Below are 16584 nucleotides of genomic sequence, written 5' to 3'. Positions count from 1 at the left end.
GACCCCTTACTTGAGCGGAGAGTTTTTGCGGTCGATACCGTAGCGCTCGATCTCCTTGTAGGAGACCACGGTGGACTTGCCCTTCTTGGGGTCGACCAGGGTGACCCGATCGGTACAGGAGTAGCAGGGATCCAGACTGCCGATGATCAGCGGCGCATCGGCGACGGTATTGCCACGCAGCATGTAGCGCAGGGCGGGCCAGTTGGCGTAGGTAGCGGCGCGGCAGCGCCAGCGGAACAGCTTCTGGTTGTCGCCGGTCATGCTCCAGTGGACGTTCTCGCCACGGGGCGCTTCGGTAAAGCCCAGCGCAAACTTGCCCGGCTGATAGGTGAAGCCTTCGGTCAGCAGCGGCCCTTCCGGCAGGTGCTCAAGGCCAAACTCAATCATGTCGAGGGAGTCGTAGAGCTCGTGGATGCGCACCAGCACTCGGGATTGCACGTCGCAACCCGCCAGCGTCTGGATCTCCATCGGCAGCTCGCGATAGGCGGCAAAGTCGTGGACCCGGCGCACATCGCGCTTGAAGCCGCTGGCCCGCACCATGGGGCCGACGCAGCTGAAATCGCGGGCGATTTGCGGGTCGAGGCGGCCTATCCCCACCAGACGGGAGGTGATATTGGCGGTGTCGAGCAGCATGGCCACCAGGGGTTTGAGCTCATCACGGAGTTCGCGCACCAGCTGGGCGCCCTTGATGCGATCTTCCTTGAAGATGTCGCGGCGTACCCCGCCAATCAGGTTGAGGCCGTAGGTCTTGCGCGCGCCGGTCAGCAGCTCGGCCAGGGTCATGGACTTTTCCCGCACCCGGAAGAACTGCATAAAGCCGGTGTCGAAACCGGTGAAGTGGCTCGACAGCCCGATGTTGAGGATATGGCTGTGCAGGCGCTCCACCTCCAGCAGCACGGCGCGGATCATCTTGGCCCGCTCGGGCACCTTAATGCCCATGGCGTTCTCCACCGAGGTGGTGTAGGCGACGCTGTGGGTAAAGCCGCAGATGCCGCAGACCCGGTCGGTCAGAAACGCCACTTCGTTGTAGCCCATGCGGGTTTCCGCCAGCTTCTCCATGCCGCGATGGACATAGAAGAGGCGGTAGTCGGCGTCGATGATGTCTTCCCCATCGACAAACAGACGAAAGTGACCCGGCTCGTCCGAGGTGATGTGCAGCGGGCCCACCGGCACTATGCGGTTGGCCTCATTGCCCAGTTCATTGACGAAGGGGTAGGTCTCGGTGTCGGTGGTGGGCATCGGGCGCTGGCGATAATCCATGGCGTCCTTGCGCAGCGGGTGGATATTCTCCGGCCAGTCATCCGGCAGCACCAAACGGCGTTCGTCCGGCAGGCCGACGGCGCGCAGGCCATACATGTCGCGGATTTCCCGCTCGCCCCACACCGCCGCTGGTATGGTCGGGGTGATGGAGGGGTACTCCTGTTCGATGGCGTTGACCAGCACCCGGACTGTGATCCAGCTTTTGGTGTCGCCCTCCATGGAGAAGACGTGGTAGACGGCGAAGTGGCCGTTGAGGCTGCGCTCGTCATTGGCAAACGAAACCGAGAGCCAGCCTCCCTGCTTGTGAAAAATCAGGCTGGTGAGGGCCACCAGGCTGGTGGGCTTGACGGTCAGGGTGGCCTGATCGGCGGTCTGCCACTGCTCGTCGATGATGGCGTGGGGCAGTTGCGCTCGCAGTTGCTGGATATAGTCGCAACCGATGCGATCCTGGATGGCGATGGTCATGCAGTTCTCACTTTAAATTCGCAAATGATGAAATCGAAAAAAGCAGCTGTGATGGCGGGCATGAGTTATACCCCGACCAGATAGGCGAGCAGCGCCAGCAGGGCCAGCCCCAAGCCATAGCGGGTGAGCTTGTGGGTGCGCACGAACTGGGTGCGGGCCATGGAGTTCTCGATGATGCCCGCAAGTCCAAAGGCCACCAGCAGCTTGCAGAGCAGGATCAGGGCGGCCACCGCCAGCGCGGGCAGGCTCCAGTTCGCCGCCTTGCCGAAAGGCAGGAAGATCACCAAAAAGAGCTGCACCACCACTAGCTGCTTGAGGCCCATGCCGAGTTTGAGCAGGGCCAAACCGGCGCCCGAGTACTCGGTGAGCGGCCCCTCCTGCAGCTCCTGCTCGGCTTCGGCGCAGTCAAAGGGCAGCTTGCCCATCTCCACAAACACCGCGAAGGCGCAGGCGGCCCCCGCCAACAGGGTAGCGATGGGCGCGGCCAGCGGCTGGGTGGCGACGTAGCTGCTGATGTTGCCCAGATCCGAACTGCCCACCATCATCGCCATGATGAAGCAGGCGAGCACCAGAATGGGCTCCACCAAAATCCCTAAGGTCAGCTCGCGGCGGGCACCGATCCCGGCAAACATGCTGCCGCTGTCCAGCCCCGCCAGGGAGAAGAAGAAGCGGAAGATGGCGAACAGGTAGATGTCGGTGATGAGATCCCCGGCGATGGGAAAGGGGGACTCGTGGGTCAGGGTCGGCAGCGCCATCCCTACCAGCAAGAGGGCTGCGATCAGCAGCGCCGGCATCAGGTTGAAGATGATACCGGCAGGCTCCGGGGTCACCTCCTGGCGGCGCAGGAGCTTCCCGATATCCCGGTAATCCTGCAGCAGGCCGGGCCCCTGACGGGAGTGCATCTTGGCCCGCAGCACCCGGTTGAAACCGGTGGCCAGCGGCGCCAGCGCCAGCATGGCGATGGCCTGGGTCAGGGCGAGGGCAACCATGCCCCAGCTCGGCATTTCAAGAACAGGCATATCAGACTCCTACAGCCATCAGGATAAAGAGCGCCAGCACCAGGCCGTGCAAGAGCCAGCCAGCGGCCGAGGGAGACGCGCTCACCCCGTGCAGGGCGGTGGCCAGATCGAGCTGGGGCTGTTTGCGATAGAGCGGTGCGCAGAGCTGGCGCAGGGTATGGGTGACACCGCCGGAGGTGAGGCTCATGCGCTCCTCGTAGGCGTAACCGCAGGCCCACGGCGTACCGGCGTGACGACGACCCAGCTTGGGCCCCTTGAAGATGGCCACGACCAGCAGCGGGATCAGGAACAGCCCCAGCAGGGTGATGGCAATCACCGGCGGGGAGAGGATCGCCTGTGAGCTGTCGAGCGGCAGCAGGGTTGCGCCAGTGGCCACGCTCATCTGGCCCATGAGCTGAGAAGAGACGAGGGCCTGACCGTAGCCGCTGACAAAGGGGGCAATCCAGAGGGCGCCCAGACCCAGCACCAGACAGACCGCTGCCAGCAGCAGGGTGCCTGCCACCATGGCATTGGGTACTTCGCGGGCCTGACTCGCTTTTTCGCTACGCGGTGCGCCGCAGAAGCAGATGCCATACACCTTGACGAAACACATCACCGCCATGGCGCCGGTCACCGCCAGCATCACCACCGCCAGCGGGGCGACGACGGAGGTGCCGAGTTTGGTCATGGAGAGGAGCGCCTGATAGATAAACCACTCGCTGACAAAGCCGTTGAGGGGCGGCAGCGCCGAGATGGCCATGGCACCGATAAGGAACGCCAGCGCGGTCCAGGGCATCAGTTTGGCCAAGCCACCCATCTTGTCCATGTCACGGGTGTGGAGGCGGAACATCACGGAGCCGGTGCCCATAAAGAGCAGGCTCTTGAAGATGGCGTGGTTGAGCAGGTGATAAAGGGCGCCGAGCAGCCCCAGCACCACCAGCGCCGGTTGCTGGTTGGCGATGCCGATCATGCCGATCCCCATCCCCATCAGGATGATGCCGATGTTCTCCACCGTGTGGTAGGCGAGCAGCCGCTTGAGATCGTGCTCCGCCAGCGCAAACAGCACCCCGAGCACTGCCGAGCAGGCACCGAAGATCAGCACCATGTAGCCCCACCAGAGCTGGCTGGCACCGAGAAAATCGATGCTGACTCGCAAAATGCCGAACAGACCCAGCTTCACCATTACTCCAGACATCAGCGCCGAAATATGGGAGGGGGCGACGGGCTCTGCTACTGGCAGCCAGCCGTGCAGCGGCACGAAACCGGCGCGCAGGCCAAAGCCGCAGAAGCTGAGCAGGAAGACCAGGGATGCCAATGCGCCCGCCAGATGGTGTTCACGCAGCGCGGCGAACTCCAGCGAACCAGACTCGCGGCAGAGCAGCCAGAAGGCGACCAGCACCAGCGCCATGCCGATATGGTTCATCACCAGATAGAGGCGGCTCTGTTTGGCGGCATCCGGATTGGTCTTGACCAGCCAGTAGGTGGTGAGGGTCACCAGCTCGTAGCAGAGCAAAAAGCCCAATGCGTTGTCGGCCAGCACCATGCCCACCATGGCGAACAGGAAGAGGTTCATCAAGACGCCAATGGCCACATCCCCCTTGCCCTGATATTCGCGGATATAGGCAAAGGAGTAGAGGGAGACAGCCAAGCCCACGAGCGTGATCACCAGCAGCATCAGCGCGGCCAACATATCCAGATGGACCGAGCCCAGCAGCCAGATCTGGCCGTCGATCGGTGCATCTTGGGCCAGGGCCTTGATGGCGGCAACAACACCGACGAGCGAGCCCAGCAGGGCGAAGCCACTATTGAGACGGTTTGCCAGCCAAGGCTGCTTTTGCAGCAGCAGACCGGCGGCAGCGCCCAGCAAAAAGAGCAGGAGCGTGGCCATAACAAGGGGGGACAACATCAGCAGGCTCCTTCAGTGATTGAAGCGTCGGGTGAAACAGGCGCAGTCGTGGCGGTCGAGCAAGATGCGGTCGTGCAAGCAGAGGCCGAGAAGGCGGGGGCACCTTGCGGGTGAGCATTGGCCGCTTGCAGGCGGCGATCGCGGGCGGCGTTGGCACAGGCCATGTCGTTGACCATGCTCAGTGACTGGGAGGGGCAGGCACTGACACAGGCGGGGCCTTCGGCGCGAAACTCGCAAAGATCGCACTTGACCGCAATGCTGCGCACGCCCGGCTCCCAGCTCAGCAGATCTTCGCCAAAGCAACGCAGACCAGCGGAGGTGGAGGGGTTGCTGGAGCGGATGGAGCAGGGAATATAGGTGTCGTAGCTGTTGGCCATGGCCACCGGACGGCTGCCACCGCTCTGGATGGCGCCGAACGGGCAGGCCACTGCGCACAGGTTGCAGCCGATGCAGAGCGACTCGTTGAGCTGCACGCAATCGCCGGTCTGGCGAATTGCTTCGACCGGGCACACCTTGATGCAGGGGGCATCGTCACAGTGACGGCACTGAACCGGCATGGTCGCCTGCTCGTGTCGCATAACGGTTAAACGGGGGGCTTGCTGCAAACCTTGCGCCTTGTGAACCGTGCTGCAGGCCGCCATACAGGTGCCACAGCCGATACACAGCTTGGGGTCAGCGATAACGAAGCGGTTCATAGCCTACCTTGTCGTGTCGCGAACGGAGAGAATAGGGGCAGGATGGCAAAATGCGGGCCAAATCTGATAAGGCGCCAGAAATGAGTTTAACTTTATGTTTTTTAAATGATTTTAAATTTTGTGTTGAGCCGCGGCGAGGACGCGGCACAGTGTCGAACCGTGACGTTCGTCACTTGTGACGAAGGGCGAGAGAGGGTTCGTCACCCCGGAAAAGGCAGTATGAGTAGGGTGCAAAGAACGAAGTGAATTGCACCGCTAATTAAATGCGTAAGAGCAGAGGTGCAATGCGCTGCGCTTATTGCACCCTACGGTACTGGTTAGCTGATCTAGCCTTCAAGGAACCGCTGTATTATGCACTCTTGTGAGTGCTCTCCTCTTGGCCAGCGTGTACTGTGCCACAGTATTCGAGTTGTCGCTTGAATGCCTTTTTGTTTGCAGATTTGAAATTTTCGAGCATAGGGGGGAGAGGTGTGTTCATCGATTTGAGGCGTGTGTTTAAAAAATTACTTAAAGGGACGCATGAGCGAGCATCCCTGCATATGAGAGAAGTATTCAAAGGGAGTGGCTTTACCAGTTTGCCACCCTGTATGTGTGACCAATACCCTGTGCCAATTCCGCCTGGCATGACAATTGAGGCTTATGTAGTCCGATTCTTGGTATCAGAGGCGAGCCTGACGCGGTTATTCCAGATCTGCCTGCATGCTGGTTATGTGGTTAATCCAAATCTGAGCACTCAGGTCATGATGAAGAATGCGCAGCATTTGCCCGTCCAAAAAATGATGCTCTTTCTGTACCCCGCATTTGGAGGTGTCATTGTCTCGTTTGCTTGCAATGATCTTGACGTGCTTGCGGCGGTTCAGTGCAGTGCTTTGCAGCCGCCACTGCCAGCAGAGTCATTTCCCTGGTTTGAGCCCGAGAACGTGGGGTCACTACAGGGGGATGTGGAGTATTGGTGGGATTATCTGTGGTTGCCCTTCTGGGTTTCACTAAGTCTGCAAGAACAGGCTGATCTTGCGCTGGAGCCAGAGTGGCGTGAGTTTATGGAGAGTCATCATATACCTGATGATCCCGTGGTTGCGGGTTAACATCCTTCCTCTCCCTGTTCTGGTTTATCAAGGCCAGCATTCCTGCCGCGCTGACCTTATCCTTTTCTGCCCTACATCGTAACCACGTGTTTGTGAACGCTTGCCAGAGGTTTTCGACGTTCGATCTGGCGTGCCTGTCAGCCGGTGTCGAGCTCGTCACTTTTGTCGTGTCGATCACTGTTACGGCCTGCGGTTGTCATCGTCACCGGCCTGAAAACCTTCGTCTACGATTCTGATTACTCCTTTATTTTCAGTTGCTTGCTAACTTCATTTCGCTCATTTCCTTTTCTGGTCTGATAAATGCTTTGTGGGTGAGCCGGCTGCGTCGTCGGTGTTTGAGTGTATTGCCCCCTGAGGTGATGACACTTGGGCACGCCGGGCGATGCCAGTGCGGCAGTAACGAACCATTTAGGATCCCTCTCTATGAACAGCTTCGTGATTGCAGATCCCAGTCTCTGTATTGGGTGTCGTACCTGTGAGGTGGCGTGCGCCGTGTCACACCAGTCAGGTTCCTGTACGGGAACCCTTGAGCGGGGAGGCGGCCTGCATCTTGCCATCGAGGATGGACATCTGGTCTCCAAGGACAGCTATTTTCAGCCGCGCCTGAAGGTGATTGTGGGCAGCAAGGTGACCACGCCCGTGCTCTGCCGCCAGTGTGAAGACAAGCCGTGCGCCATGGCCTGCCCCAACAATGCCATCGTCAGCGAGGATGGCTGCGTCAAGGTCATACAAGCGCGCTGCATCGGCTGCAAATCCTGCGTGGTGGCCTGTCCTTATGGCGCCATGAGCGTGGTGATGAAAGAGGTGGCACCCGCAGCGGATGCGCTGTTCAAGCGCCCGCAGACCAAGGCGCAAGCCTTGAAGTGCGATCTTTGCCGTCATCGCGAGGCCGGCCCGGCCTGCGTCGAGGTGTGCCCCACCCAGGCACTGCGTCTGGTGACCCCCGAGATCCTGGAGACGCTAAGCCGGCAGAAACAGCTGGCCAGTGTCGAGGCGATGGCGTCCTGTTTGCCCGGAGCGTGAGGTCCACCCATTGGTGGTGCCCTCCGTTTATCGTAAACAAACAAGAGTGTGAGTCATGAAAAAAGTCATTACCGTCTGCCCTTATTGCGGCACCGGTTGCAAGATCAACCTGCTGGTTGAAAACGACAAGGTGGTGGGCGCCGAAGGCGCCAACGGCCGAACCAACGAGGGGCAGCTGTGCCTCAAGGGGTTCTACGGTTGGGATTTTCTCAACGACACCAATCTGCTGACCCCCCGTCTCAAGAGCCCCATGATCCGCCGCGAGCGCGGTGGCAAGCTCGAATCCGTCTCCTGGGATGAGGCTATCGCCTATGCCAGCAGCCGTTTGGCGGCCATCAAGGCCAAGTATGGTGCCGACGCCATCATGACCACCGGCTCTGCCCGGGGCCCGGGCAACGAAGCCAACTATGTGATGCAGAAATTTGCCCGCGCAGTGCTGGGGACGAACAACGTCGACCACTGCGCGAGGGTGTGTCACGCACCCTCAGTCTCCGGTCTGGAGACAACTGTAGGCAACGGCGCCATGAGCAACGCCATTCCCGAAATTCAAGATGCCAAGTGCCTGCTGGTGTTTGGTTACAACGCTGCCGATTCTCACCCCATCGTGGCGCGCCATATCCTCAAGGCGAAAGCCAGGGGCGCCAAGCTGATCGTCTGTGATCCCCGCATGGTGGAAACCGCCCGTATCGCCGATCAGTGGCTGCCGCTCAACAACGGTTCCAACATGGCGCTGGTCAATGCCTTTGCCAATGTGCTGATCACGGAGGGGCTCTACGACAAGGAGTATGTCGCCAACTACACCGAAGGGTTCGAGACCTTCAAGGCCACGGTAGCCAGGTACACCCCGGAATACGTGGAGGGGATCACCGGCCTCAAAGCCGCGGATATCCGCGCCGCCATGCGCACCTATGCTGAGTCACCCGCTTCCATGATCCTGTGGGGCATGGGGGTGACCCAGTACGGTCAGGCGGTGGACGTGGTGAAAGGGTTGGCGAGTCTGGCGCTGCTGACCGGCAACTTCGGTCGCCGCGGCACCGGCTGCGGCCCGGTGCGCGGGCAGAACAACGTGCAAGGCACCTGCGACATGGGGATGCTGCCGCACCAGTTCCCGGGCTATCAGTCCGTGAGCGACCCCGCCATCAGCGCCAAGTTTGCCAAGGCGTGGGGCGTGCCGTCCCTTTCCCAACAGCCCGGTTATCGTCTGACCGAACTCAGTCACAAGGTGGAGGAGGGCAAGTGCAAGGCCTTCTACATCTTCGGTGAAGATCCGGCCCAGACCGAGGCCGACCTGGCCCAGTTCAGGCGCACCCTGGGCGGCATGGATCTGGTGATAGTGCAGGACATCTTCATGACCCAGACCGCCGAGATGGCGGATGTGATCCTGCCCGCCACCAGTTGGGGCGAGCACGAGGGGGTTTACAGCTCGGCGGATCGCGGCTTCCAGCGCTTCTACAAGGCGGTGACGCCACCCGAGAACGTGAAGCCGGACTGGGCAATCTTCTCGCTGATGGCCACCGCCATGGGGTACCCCATGGAGTATCGCGACACCCAACAGATCTGGGACGAGATGCGCGCCCTTTGCCCGCTCTATACCGGGGTCAGCTACGACAAGATGGCGGATCTCAAGAGCGTGCAGTGGCCTTGCCCGACCGAGGATCACCCGGGCACCAGCACCCTGTTCGAGGGGAATGTGTTCACCACCCCGAGTGGCAAGGGTCAGCTGATTGCCTCCGAGTGGCGTGCGCCGCTGGAGCAGCCTTGTGCTGAGTATCCGCTGGTGCTCTCCACCGTGCGGGAGGTAGGACACTACTCCTGCCGCTCCATGACAGGCAACTGCTCGGCGCTGCAGACCCTGGCCGATGAGCCCGGCTATGTGCAGATCCACCCGAGCGATGCGCAAAAGCTTGGGGTGAAGGATCAGGCGCTGGTGTGGATCTCGTCGCGACGCGGCAAGGTGATCACCCGGGCCAACTACAACGAGCGGGTCAACGCCGGTGTGGTCTACATGACCTACCAGTGGTGGATCGGGGCGTGCAACGAGCTCACCATAGAGCACCTTGATCCCGTCTCCTACACCCCCGAGTACAAGTACTGCGCGGTGAAGATTGAGCGTATTGAGGATCAGCCCGAGGCGGAAGTGTACGTCCAGACTGAATACAGCGCGCTCAAGGCGAAATTGCGCAGCGCCGCCAAGGGGTAATCGTCGTTAAATAAAGTGGATCCAGGCTCTGTTCACAGGGCCCGGATCCTCTCATCCTTTTTTCAGCTGGCAGGTGTCCTTCATGAAAAATGAATTAACTCTCTCATTCGGGATCTTTTATGTTTCCGCTTATTTTCTGGTGATGTTATTGGGGCTGGTCTGCTTTTGGTGGTATGACGAGTTGATATTTCTGCTGGGGTTTGGTTTCTTCGGCTGTTTTATCGCCGCACGCATCGCCATGGGCGCCGTGCTGGCGGCACTGAGCGTGCAGCTGGCCTGGTTGATTGCCTTTCTCTCCACCACCTTGATCAACTGCCTGCTGATGAGTCTGATGACGCTGTTCATCTACCTGACCCATCAGGCCGTCTCGGCAGAAATAGCCGACAATATCAGTGGGTTATTGATGGCCTTTCAACTGCTGTCGGCCGGTTTCATCCTGGGTGGACTCAAGCTCTATCACTACCAGATCATCTCATCTTGACCCTGGCAGCATGGGGGCTGTTTGGTCACGATATGCAGCGAACGGTGCCGATAGTGCGGCTTTGATAGCGCTGTGGCGATAATGATGTTTCGATAGTGGCGCAATATTGACAGTCGATGCTGACATATTTCAAGGTGGTGAGTGGATATAGGTCAAGGCTGGCTTGGTTGTAATGCCAGTGGCACTACTTTATTATGCGTCAGCCAGTGCGGCGCTATTTCAAAGCATGTTAGTTTTTATAATTAAGCGTTAAGTTTTTAAAAATTAATTATAACATCTGACGAATATGGCTGACGCTGTGCTTACCGTCGTGGCTGACTGCAATCTTTTGCCCATACAGATGTAACGTGAGGCCAGAATGCTGAATGTGAGTGCCATTCCGTTAACCGACATATCCCCCATCTGGGATGACGGCTTTCTCTCCCTCTCCAAGAACCTGCTCTCCGCCGTCACCCTGGATGATTTCATCAAGAAGCTGAACCGGATTGACGCCTGTTTTGGTGGTGTGACCCGGGTCAACCTGATCCTCAATCTGGGGGCGGGGGAGGAGGCCCTCTTCTACTTCATGGGGGAGAAGGGCCCCAAGCACCTGGTCTGCGCCAAGGCCGATCTCTATTTCTCCAGGGAGCAGGCCATAGTGCTGCCCGTGGCCCGCTTTCAAAACCGCTGCGAGTGGCTGGCGGCGGCCGGAGTGTATGAGGGGTTGCAATCTTATTGCCAGCTGCCCATCACCACGGCACGCAGCCATCTGGGGGGCGTGGAGTTCATCAGCCCGCAGGCCAATGCATTCCCGATGGAGACCCTGGCCAAGCTGACCCAGTTGGCGGCCATCGTCGCCATTGCGCTCGAAAACGTGCTCGACAAGGAGCGCACCCTGGAGCAGGCCAACTCCCTGCGTCTGGAGCGCGACAGCTGCAAGATCCTGGTGGATGTCACCAATGCGGTGATTAAATTGGTGCGCATCGCCGAGCTGCCGAGGAGCCTTTTCTCCATACTGCAGCACCACTTCGCCATCAGCAGCCTGTGTCTGGCGGAGTACAACGCCACCTCCGACAGCTTCAAAAGCTATCTGGTCAATCAGCAGGAGTGCGATCAGCCCGGCATCATCAACCACTCCTGTTTCGAGAAGAACTGTCTGCAGGGTGCGCTCGGCCATAGCGAGCCCTTCTTCATCTATCGGGAGCAGGGCCACGGCTGCGATTCGAGCTGCCGCTTCAGCACCCAGATACTGCCGGCCGATGCGGACAGCTCCTGCATACTGCCGCTGCGTTATCGGGGCAATCTGCTGGGGGTCTTGATCCTCTCCCACCCGGATGCCGATTTTTTTGCTGACATCGACATCTCCCTGCTGGAGCAGGTGGCGGCCCGCACCGCCATTGCCATGAACAACGTGCAGGCGCAGCAGGAGATCTCCAACACCAACGGCGCCCGCGAGAAGACGATCCGGGTGGCGGAGCTCGAGCCCAACGCCGATTTTTCCAGCATCATCTATCAAAGCGCCGCCATGGAGAGCGTGCTGGAGAAGGTGAAACTGGTGGCCCAGAGCGATTGCTCCGTGCTGATCCTGGGGGAAACCGGCACCGGCAAGGAGCTGATCGCCCAGGCCATCCATCGGCTGAGCGCCCGCCGCGAACAGGAGATGGTGAAGGTGAACTGCGCCGCCATTCCCACCGGCCTCATCGAGAGCGATCTGTTCGGCCACGAGAAGGGGGCCTTTACCGGCGCCCTGGCCCAGCGCATCGGTCGCTTCGAGCGGGCCCACAAGGGCACATTGTTTCTGGACGAGGTGGGGGACATGCCGCTGGACTTGCAGCCCAAGCTCTTGCGGGTATTGCAGGAACACGAGCTGGAGCGGGTCGGCAACAGCAATCCCATCGCCATCGACGTGCGGCTGGTGGCGGCCACCAATTGCGATCTGCTCTCCATGGTCAAGAACAAGCGCTTTCGCAGCGATCTCTACTACCGGCTCAACGTCTTTCCCATCGAGTTGCCGCCCCTGCGCGAGCGGCGTGAAGACATACCGCTGCTGGTCAACTTCTTCATCAAGAAGATCGCCAAGCGGATGCGCCGCAACATCACCTCGATCCCGGCCGATGCCATGAAGATGCTGGTGTCGCTCCCCTGGTACGGCAATATCCGCGAGCTGGAAAACATCATAGAGCGCGCCGTGGTAATGACCCGGGGCCATGTGCTCAACCTCTCCCCGGATGAACTGATGCCGCTCAAGGGCTTTCACAAGATTGAGACCCTGGTCTATGACGAGCCCGAGCGGGCCTTGTTCAAGGGCGGCAACGGCCAGCCTGACGGGGTGGAGGACGAGCGCCAGACCATCATAGACACCTTGCGCGAATGCAACGGCATAGTCGCGGGGGAGCGGGGCGCCGCCAACCGGCTCGGCATGAAACGCACCACCCTGCTGTCGAAGATGAAACGGCTCGGTATCTCGGCGAAAGCCCCCCAGACCCTCAACTAAGGGGCACTACAGATGTTGCTCGAACTCGATAGCGATACCCCGCAGGCGCTTTGCGCCCACCGGGAGGTGGTCCATTACCAGCGCGATGGTGTCACCACGGACAGCGCCATGCAGCTGCCCTGCGAAACCCCGGTGGCGCTGGTCTACAACGGCATAGCCCACAGCGTCATGATGTGTTCAGCCGCCGATCTGGAGGACTTTGCCATCGGGTTTTCCCTCTCTGAGGGGATCATCGATGGCCTGCAGGACATCCACGATATCGAGCAAGTTGACGGCTGTCAGGGGATCGAGCTGCATATCACCCTGGCCAACCGCTGCATTCATCGCCTCAAAGAGAAGCGGCGCACCCTGGCCGGGCGCACGGGGTGCGGCATCTGTGGCAGCGAGAGCCTGGAGCAGGTGGTGCGCACCCTGCCGCAACTGCCGGACAGCCAGCGCTTCGAGGTGACCCTGATCGACAAGGTACTGGCGACGCTGCGGCCCTTGCAGTTGCTGGGGCAGAGCACGGGCGCCACCCATGCCGCCGTCCATGTGGACGGTGAGGGCAATATTCTCGCCATTCGCGAGGACGTGGGGCGCCACATAGCGCTCGACAAGCTGGTGGGGCACCTGTGCCGCACGGGGCGGCGCGACGGCGCCATCCTGGTGACCAGCCGCGCCAGCTTCGAGATGGTGCAAAAGTGCGCCAGTGCCGGGGTGGAAATCCTGCTCGCCATCTCGGCCGCCACCGAACTTGCGGTCGAGCGGGCGGAGCAGACCGGGCTCACCTTGGTGGGCTTTTGCCGCCCCGGCCGCGCCGAGATCTACAGCGGTCGTCAGCGCATCGGGCTGGGGTAGTGCAGCCATGGATGCCGGGTTATCCGATCGGTGGTTTGAGAGGGTTGGCAGGCACAAGGCCATTGGCGGACGGGGGGCGGCTCGGGTATAGTCCTGCGCCAACAAGATTGGTTCGGCCGGGCGAAGAGCAACCCGCACCCGCAAGGGGTGCCTGAGGTCGCCGCCCGCCAACACAGCGTCAAAGGATACTTAGCCCATGAAATTCAGCCCCCTGCTGGATGAGATGATGAAGGCCCTGCAGGTGCTGCCGGGTGTCGGCCCCAAGTCGGCCCAGCGCATGGCCTTTACCCTGCTCGAGCGCGAGCGCAGCGGCGGCTTGCGTCTGGCCCAGCTGCTCAACCGGGCGCTGACCGAGATAGGCCACTGCAGCCACTGCCGCACCTTCACCGAGAATGCGCTTTGCGAGATCTGCGCCAATCCCAAGCGCGAAGAGAGCGGCTTGCTGTGTGTGGTGGAGAGCCCGGCGGATGTGGCCGCCATCGAGCACACAGGCCAGTTCTCCGGCCGTTACTTTGTGCTGATGGGCCACCTGTCCCCCCTCGATGGCATCGGCCCCGAGGAGCTGGGGCTGGAGATCCTGGAGCGGCGTCTGAAGGCGGAGTCCATCAGCGAGCTGATCCTGGCCACCAACCCCACCATCGAAGGGGATGCCACCGCCTGGTATATCGCCGACATGGCCCGTGCCGCTGGCGTCAAGGTGAGCCGGATTGCCCACGGCGTGCCGGTAGGGGGCGAACTGGAGCTGGTGGATGGCACCACGCTTTCTCATTCCTTGATGGGGCGTCAGCCCCTTAATTGAGTCCGCGTCAGCCCCTGAACTGAGTCCGCGCCAGGCTCACTGTTTCTTAAACCCGCTTCGGCGGGTTTTTGTTTGGCGGCTGTGCGGCGCATCGGGAGCGTTGGCGTAAAAATCGCCATTCGCACTGCCAAGATATTTTTCCCCCTTGAAATGGGGATCCCAGGCCCCATCTTGTATCAGGAATATGTTCAACCCGAATCGCCTGAGGATAGTGTCGATGACCCAAAGCGTTCATGCCGAAACCCACGGGTTTCAGACTGAAGTCAAACAACTGCTGAGCCTGATGGCCCACAGCCTCTACTCCAACAAAGAAGTGTTCCTGCGCGAGCTGATTTCCAACGCCTCCGATGCGGCGGACAAGCTGCGCTTCAAGGCGCTTTCCGATGCCTCTTTGTTTGAAAACGACGGCCAGTTGCGCGTTCGCCTGGTGGTTGATAAAGAAAATCGGACCCTGACCATCTCTGATAACGGTATCGGTATGACCCGTGATCAGGTGATTGAGCATCTGGGCACCATCGCCAAGTCCGGCACTGCCGAGTTCTTCAAGAACTTGTCCGGTGATCAGGGCCGCGATTCCCAGCTGATCGGTCAGTTTGGTGTGGGCTTCTACTCCGCCTTCATCGTCGCCGACAAGGTGACTGTGGTCTCCCGCGCCGCCGGTACTGCTCCAGAGCAGGGCGTGCAGTGGGAATCGGAAGGGGAAGGCTCTTTCACCGTGGCCGATGTGACCAAGGAAGGCCGTGGTACTGACGTCATCCTGCACCTGCGTGCCGAAGAGGAAGAGTTCCTCGACGACTGGCGTCTGCGCGCCGTGGTTGCCAAGTATTCCGACCATATCAGCGTGCCGGTGGAGATGTTCAAAGAGGGCACCCCGGATCGCGAAGAAGATGGCGAGACCGTCGTCGGCACGCCGGGCGAGTGGGAGCAGGTCAACCGCGCGACTGCACTCTGGACCCGCAATCCGAAAGAGATCAAGGACGAGGAGTATCAGGAGTTCTACAAGCACGTTGCTCACGATTTCGAAGATCCGCTCTTGTGGGGTCACAACCGGGTGGAAGGGGCGCAGGAGTACACCAGTCTGCTCTACGTGCCGGCCCGTGCACCGTTCGACCTCTACAACCGCGAGCAGAAGCACGGCCTGAAGCTTTACGTGCAGCGCGTCTTCATCATGGATGACGCCGAGCAGTTTATGCCGACCTACCTGCGCTTCGTCAAAGGGGTGCTGGACTCCAACGATCTGCCCCTCAACGTCAGCCGTGAAATTCTGCAAGACAACAAGGTGACCGTCTCCCTGCGCAAGGCCTGCTCCAAGCGGGTGCTGACCATGCTGGCCAAACTGGCCAAGGATGACAGCGAGAAGTACGCCAAGTTCTGGAGCGAATTCGGCAATGTCTTGAAAGAAGGCCCGGCCGAGGATTACGCCAACCGCGAAGAGATCGCGAAGCTCTTGCGCTTTGCCAGCACGGCGGGCGAGGGCGAAGCCCAGACCGTCTCTCTCGAGGATTATGTTGGCCGCATGAAGGAAGGCCAGCAGAAGATTTACTACATCACCGCCGACAGCTTCGCCGCTGCCAAGAACAGCCCGCACCTCGAGATCTTCCGCAAGAAGGGCGTCGAAGTGCTGCTGATGTGGGAGCGTGTGGACGAGTGGCTGATGAGCCACCTGACCGAGTTCGATGGCAAGCAGCTGGTCTCCGTCACCCGTGGCGAGCTGGATCTGGGCGATCTGGAAGATGAAGCGTCCAAGCAGGCGCAGATCGATGCCGAGAAGGCCAACGCCGGTCTGGTGGAGCGGGTCAAGACCAGCCTGGGTGAAGCGGTGAAAGAGGTACGTGTCACCCACCGTCTGACCGATTCACCGTCTTGCATCGTCACCGATAACCACGGCATGAGCACCCAGATGATCAAGCTGATGCGTGCCGCCGGCCAGCCGGTGCCGGAGCAGAAGTACATTCTGGAACTGAACCCGGATCACGCTCTGGTGAAGAAACTCGACACCATCGAAGACGAGGCGCTGTTTGGCGAGTGGGTTACCCTGCTGCACGAACAGGCCCAGTTGGCAGAGCAGGGCGGTCTGAATGATCCGGCGAGCTTCGTCTCCCGTATCAACCGTCTGCTACTCCAGGCATGATGTTTCGGCCCACTGCATGCAGTGGGCTTTTTTTATGTGGCGCTTGTCCGACAAGGGGCAAGCGCCTCTCTTCGTTATTGAGGGGCGCTGCATTTTCACTCATTTTTTCAGGGCAGCATTGCGGCTCGAGTCGCATCGCCGCTGCGGGAACATGGTGAAAAATAAGCCACTCACACGGGGCAAGCTTGTGAAAATGAGCGAAACCGTGTAGTTTTTTGCCTTCTCAAGAAT

Annotated in this window: 12 protein-coding genes; 8 read left to right on the top strand and 4 right to left on the bottom strand. The window is 60.2% G+C overall.

Features of this window, described 5'->3' with window-relative positions:
• Window positions 1–6: 6 nt before the first annotated feature.
• From GWQ27_RS17000 to GWQ27_RS16985, 4 genes are all read right to left on the bottom strand, one after another.
• Complete coding sequence (locus GWQ27_RS17000; protein ID WP_275907842.1) at window positions 7–1725, bottom strand: hydrogenase large subunit; 1719 nt, start codon at window positions 1723–1725, stop codon at window positions 7–9.
• A gap of 65 nt (window positions 1726–1790) precedes the next feature.
• On the bottom strand, window positions 1791–2744 hold the full coding sequence (locus GWQ27_RS16995) for an NADH-quinone oxidoreductase subunit H (protein ID WP_265433618.1): 954 nt from the start codon (window positions 2742–2744) through the stop codon (window positions 1791–1793).
• A gap of 1 nt (window position 2745) precedes the next feature.
• The gene (hyfB, locus tag GWQ27_RS16990) at window positions 2746–4629 is read right to left on the bottom strand and encodes a hydrogenase 4 subunit B (RefSeq protein WP_275907841.1); all 1884 of its coding nucleotides are present in this window, start codon (window positions 4627–4629) and stop codon (window positions 2746–2748) included.
• On the bottom strand, window positions 4629–5324 hold the full coding sequence (locus GWQ27_RS16985) for a 4Fe-4S dicluster domain-containing protein (RefSeq protein ID WP_265421516.1): 696 nt from the start codon (window positions 5322–5324) through the stop codon (window positions 4629–4631). The genes hyfB and GWQ27_RS16985 overlap by 1 nt, the downstream gene beginning before the upstream one ends.
• Window positions 5325–5740: 416 nt before the next feature.
• Here GWQ27_RS16985 and GWQ27_RS16980 point away from each other — a divergent pair, with 416 nt between their 5' ends.
• From GWQ27_RS16980 to htpG, 8 genes are all read left to right on the top strand, one after another.
• A complete protein-coding gene (locus tag GWQ27_RS16980) occupies window positions 5741–6409 on the top strand; it encodes a hypothetical protein (protein WP_275907840.1) in 669 nt (222 codons plus the stop codon).
• A 423-nt stretch (window positions 6410–6832) separates the two neighbouring features.
• Window positions 6833–7432 carry a 4Fe-4S dicluster domain-containing protein gene (locus GWQ27_RS16975; protein WP_265421514.1) on the top strand — a complete coding sequence of 200 codons (600 nt, stop codon included), beginning with the start codon at window positions 6833–6835 and terminating at the stop codon, window positions 7430–7432.
• Window positions 7433–7487: 55 nt separating this feature from the next.
• Window positions 7488–9632 carry a formate dehydrogenase subunit alpha gene (fdhF, locus tag GWQ27_RS16970; protein ID WP_275907839.1) on the top strand — a complete coding sequence of 715 codons (2145 nt, stop codon included), beginning with the start codon at window positions 7488–7490 and terminating at the stop codon, window positions 9630–9632.
• A gap of 82 nt (window positions 9633–9714) precedes the next feature.
• Complete coding sequence (locus GWQ27_RS16965) at window positions 9715–10113, top strand: hypothetical protein (protein WP_275907838.1); 399 nt, start codon at window positions 9715–9717, stop codon at window positions 10111–10113.
• Between the two features lie 358 nt (window positions 10114–10471).
• Window positions 10472–12586, top strand: coding sequence for a sigma 54-interacting transcriptional regulator (locus tag GWQ27_RS16960; RefSeq protein ID WP_275907837.1), 2115 nt, complete (start codon window positions 10472–10474; stop codon window positions 12584–12586).
• A 12-nt stretch (window positions 12587–12598) separates the two neighbouring features.
• On the top strand, window positions 12599–13423 hold the full coding sequence (fdhD, locus tag GWQ27_RS16955) for a formate dehydrogenase accessory sulfurtransferase FdhD (protein WP_275907836.1): 825 nt from the start codon (window positions 12599–12601) through the stop codon (window positions 13421–13423).
• Between the two features lie 196 nt (window positions 13424–13619).
• Window positions 13620–14222: a recombination mediator RecR gene (gene recR, locus GWQ27_RS16950; RefSeq protein ID WP_042871452.1), complete on the top strand. Its 603-nt coding sequence runs from the start codon at window positions 13620–13622 to the stop codon at window positions 14220–14222.
• Between the two features lie 217 nt (window positions 14223–14439).
• Window positions 14440–16353, top strand: a complete 1914-nt coding sequence (gene htpG / locus GWQ27_RS16945; protein WP_265433626.1) for a molecular chaperone HtpG — start codon at window positions 14440–14442, stop codon at window positions 16351–16353.
• The last annotated feature ends 231 nt before the right edge of the window (window positions 16354–16584 follow it).

It is taken from the genome of Aeromonas sp. 5HA1 (assembly GCF_029237245.1).
GTDB classification, from domain to species: domain Bacteria; phylum Pseudomonadota; class Gammaproteobacteria; order Enterobacterales; family Aeromonadaceae; genus Aeromonas; species Aeromonas salmonicida.
The sequence above is the reverse complement of the archived record's forward strand: the minus strand, read 5'-3'. Positions and strand labels throughout refer to the sequence as shown.

Coding starts and splice junctions, on each gene's coding strand:
- GWQ27_RS17000 (WP_275907842.1), bottom strand. CDS start 1,725: ATGACCATCGCCATCCAGGATCGCATCGGTTGCGACTATATCCAGCAA.
- GWQ27_RS16995 (WP_265433618.1), bottom strand. CDS start 2,744: ATGCCTGTTCTTGAAATGCCGAGCTGGGGCATGGTTGCCCTCGCCCTG.
- hyfB (WP_275907841.1), bottom strand. CDS start 4,629: ATGTTGTCCCCCCTTGTTATGGCCACGCTCCTGCTCTTTTTGCTGGGC.
- GWQ27_RS16985 (WP_265421516.1), bottom strand. CDS start 5,324: ATGAACCGCTTCGTTATCGCTGACCCCAAGCTGTGTATCGGCTGTGGC.
- GWQ27_RS16975 (WP_265421514.1), top strand. CDS start 6,833: ATGAACAGCTTCGTGATTGCAGATCCCAGTCTCTGTATTGGGTGTCGT.
- fdhF (WP_275907839.1), top strand. CDS start 7,488: ATGAAAAAAGTCATTACCGTCTGCCCTTATTGCGGCACCGGTTGCAAG.
- GWQ27_RS16965 (WP_275907838.1), top strand. CDS start 9,715: ATGAAAAATGAATTAACTCTCTCATTCGGGATCTTTTATGTTTCCGCT.
- GWQ27_RS16960 (WP_275907837.1), top strand. CDS start 10,472: ATGCTGAATGTGAGTGCCATTCCGTTAACCGACATATCCCCCATCTGG.
- fdhD (WP_275907836.1), top strand. CDS start 12,599: ATGTTGCTCGAACTCGATAGCGATACCCCGCAGGCGCTTTGCGCCCAC.
- recR (WP_042871452.1), top strand. CDS start 13,620: ATGAAATTCAGCCCCCTGCTGGATGAGATGATGAAGGCCCTGCAGGTG.
- htpG (WP_265433626.1), top strand. CDS start 14,440: ATGACCCAAAGCGTTCATGCCGAAACCCACGGGTTTCAGACTGAAGTC.